The organism is Microcystis sp. LE19-8.1F, assembly GCF_027531715.1.
GTDB lineage: Bacteria > Cyanobacteriota > Cyanobacteriia > Cyanobacteriales > Microcystaceae > Microcystis > Microcystis wesenbergii_A.
The window spans coordinates 1-3107 of the sequence record NZ_JAPZSO010000034.1; the positions used below are offsets into that span (position 1 = coordinate 1).

The window sequence follows — 3107 nt, forward strand, 5'->3', positions numbered from 1 at the left end:
TTTTGCTGTGACCAGTAAACAGTGAACTAAAAATTCAAATCTGATCCCTGATAGCTGTCCCGGAGTCCCCGTCTCCTGACGACCGTCTCCTGACGACCGTCTCCTGTCTCGACTAGGAAATTAATTTTGCACGACTACTTATACTTTAGACGTTCATAATCTGAGATTTATTAAACTTCTGAAATCGTAGAGTGAGCAAGGAATCCAGTTCTTTTTTATGTTTCAGATGGGCATCATTCAGACATCCATAAATAGTTGAAGAAAAGTCAGAAAATTTTTCATAATATTTACCATACAAACATTTATTTTTGACAAATTTTCACAACCTTTTAATTAGATTTATATTAGGCAAATAAAGCAGCAAATAGAGTAAATATATTGACCAAGAAAGAGCAAATTTATCAACAAAATCACCTTTTTGATAACAAGCATTATCTAATACTAGATGATGGAAATAGTTATTCCTAAACTAGGTATTTTTTAAGAAGTTCACAGACTTGAGTTGCCGTAATATAAGTGTCATATGTTACCAGAATAACTTCATGAGTTATCCCATTTAAGGCTCCTCAAACATTAAAGCGTTTACACCTGGTCGGGGACTTAACGAAAAGTCTCTCAAAACACCAAACAAAAACGAGCTTCTTTCGCCTCATTTAGTCTGGGTTCTAGCTTTTTTTCTTTGTAAGCTGCCCGCGCATTTAAATTGCTTGTTGAGACGAGGCAAGAGTGCCTCTTGCAAGAGTGCCTATCTTCACTAGGAAATTAATTTTGCACGACTACTTATGACTCTTAAACTATATTATTGTCTTTGAGTAAAAAATGCCAGTTATAACCGTGCAAAGTATAGCTCAAGAGAGCATAGGCTACGATCGCAATCACAATATTAACATCAAATATGTTTGCTCCACCAGATGAAGCAGGACTAATGAATAAGGTGGAAAATGGCGCAATGAAAGGTGCAGATAGATGATTAATCAACTGAGCAAATTGATTTTGTGGGTTCGCACCAAACAAACGCAGCAAGAACCTCATTACCAGTAGTATTTGCACTATTCCTGCCAGCCCGAAAATGCTATTAATTATCCAATTTAAGGTATTACTTCGTCTGGCAGTTCGCAGGCGTTTCTCCTCTTGATGAAGTCGGAAAGCCTCTTCATCATGTAGCAGTTCTTGTCGCCGCTCAAGATTGGTTTCATCATCCCGATCGTGATTCATTCTTAGACCTCAGAGTCAATATTTTTCTGATTTAAATAAATTCTCCAATCAGTGGCGGGTACAAGCCACCACTGATTGTTCCCTCCGACCTACTCCCTTTCAACTTCTGCCTCCTTTTTAGGATTGCTATCCTTTAACTCTATTGATCGAGAGAAAACGGGCTTGCGAGTTTTCAAGTTAAAGCGGAATCCTTGAGGTAAGATGTGCAACCTGACTCCACACACTGCCATCGCTTCATCTTTGAGCAGTTCGTCTAAATTATCATAAGTTGCTTCTGATTCATCGACAACTGTTACAGCCCCACGCCCCACCACTTTAAATTCGTCACCGTCCACAATTACTGCTGTATCTTCGTCAATGCCAAAGCCTAAGTTAGCTGGCTGCTGTAAGAGAGCGGAAATCAGGCGACCTAGCCGTCCGCGCTGGGCAAAATGCTGATCGATTACAACTGAGTGCAGAAATCCCATTCCCGGACCCATCTCTATCGCGTCCATGCGTGGGTTGGTTTCGGAGTCTCCTTCAATAATCATCAGATCGGGCATGATGGCAGCACCGGCACTTGTCCCACCTACCACCATTCCCTCCCGATTGCGTTGGTGAAGTAAGGTATCTAGCTGAGTTCCCTTGATGTGTTCAATGATTAGGGCTTGATCTCCCCCGGTAAAAAACGCTCCTGTGGCTTCCTCAATGATTTTCAGGTTTTCTGGATCGTCGGCATCTTCCCTGTGAATGGTATCGAGGACACGCACATCCTCGACACCGAGTCGCTCAAACACTCGGGTATAGTTTTCTCCAGCCGAACGAGGCTCGCTTGTTGCCGCCGTTAACACGGCAATTTTAGCTTTAGTCCCGCCAGCACAGCGAACAAACTCTCGCAAGATTTTACAATCTCCTTCTTTGTCTTCTGCTCCACCAATGATGACTAATTGCCCTCGCTCTTTTGTGGATTCCATACAAAAACTCCTTGAATAACTAAACAGCACAACAACATAAAATTAAATTATAATCGTTCACACCTCCCCTACCCAATACCGTTCGGTTGAGCAAACCAGCCCCCACCCCCCTCAGTCCCCACCCCTCTCTTATCTCCCCTTTCAGGGGAGACGATAGAATTCCCCCTTAAGGGGGATTTAGGGGGTGGGATTGACATCCTCACCGCCCTAAAAGGGACGGTGATTCCTAGACCTCACGATCTAGGTTTCTGCTTCTTAGCAGTTGCCTTCACAGACTTACTCTGTTCGGGTCTGACACTCGCGACCCAGACTGATACCGCAAGCCCTGCGGCCAAAATGTTTTTACTGGCGTTAACATCCCTGTCATGGCAAGTTCCACATTCAGGACACTCCCATTCTCGGACACTTAACGGCATTTATAGGCTAATTGTCGCCCCCCCCAACCCCCCACCCCCCCTGCCCCCCCGACCTCGGGGGGGGCGGGGGGGCAAGGGGGGGCAACTAACGTCAGATATTGCCTGAGATAATTGCGGGTTTTTGACCATATTCTTGACGGCTAAATTCTCAACCACAATCGTTTGATTTTCACGAACTAATTGAGTGGTTAGCTTGTGTAAATGGTCTTTTCTGCTATCGGTGATTTGAGCGTGAATCCTGGCTACTTTGATTCTTGCCTTTTCTCGATTCTTTGAGCCTTTCTGTTTTCGAGAAAGACTTTTTTGTGCCTTTCGCCACCTCTGATAATGTTTCTTAAAATGCTTAGGATTAGATACTTTATCGCCGTCGCTGGTAATTACTAGGCTACTAATTCCTAAGTCAATTCCAATGGCTTTATCTGTTACTGGTAGAGGCTTAATCGTTGGGTCATCAAATCTTATTGAGATATGCCAACGTCCAGAAGGATGTAATCTGACCGTTACTGTACTTGGTTCACATCCG

3 protein-coding genes and 2 pseudogenes are annotated in these 3107 nt (G+C 43.6%); all 5 read right to left on the minus strand.

The features are described from left to right. Window positions 1–145: 145 nt before the first annotated feature. Window positions 146–687: pseudogene (locus O9334_RS03925) on the minus strand (transposase); the annotation flags it as partial. 102 nt (window positions 688–789) lie between these two features. Further along, window positions 790–1215 (minus strand): YggT family protein, encoded by a 426-nt coding sequence (locus O9334_RS03930; RefSeq protein ID WP_045360778.1) that lies wholly within the window; start codon window positions 1213–1215, stop codon window positions 790–792. Window positions 1216–1304: 89 nt separating this feature from the next. Then, the gene (locus O9334_RS03935) at window positions 1305–2168 is read right to left on the minus strand and encodes a cyanophycinase (protein WP_045360776.1); all 864 of its coding nucleotides are present in this window, start codon (window positions 2166–2168) and stop codon (window positions 1305–1307) included. 233 nt (window positions 2169–2401) lie between these two features. Next, on the minus strand, window positions 2402–2584 hold the full coding sequence (locus O9334_RS23085; protein ID WP_049897974.1) for a zinc ribbon domain-containing protein: 183 nt from the start codon (window positions 2582–2584) through the stop codon (window positions 2402–2404). A gap of 84 nt (window positions 2585–2668) precedes the next feature. Further along, a pseudogene (locus O9334_RS23090) lies at window positions 2669–3107 on the minus strand (RNA-guided endonuclease InsQ/TnpB family protein); the annotation flags it as partial.

Bases quoted from the DNA above. Each gene is read 5' to 3' on its own strand.
- O9334_RS23085 (WP_049897974.1), bottom strand. From the start codon at position 2,584: ATGCCGTTAAGTGTCCGAGAATGGGAGTGTCCTGAATGTGGAACTTGC.
- O9334_RS03930 (WP_045360778.1), bottom strand. From the start codon at position 1,215: ATGAATCACGATCGGGATGATGAAACCAATCTTGAGCGGCGACAAGAA.
- O9334_RS03935 (WP_045360776.1), bottom strand. From the start codon at position 2,168: ATGGAATCCACAAAAGAGCGAGGGCAATTAGTCATCATTGGTGGAGCA.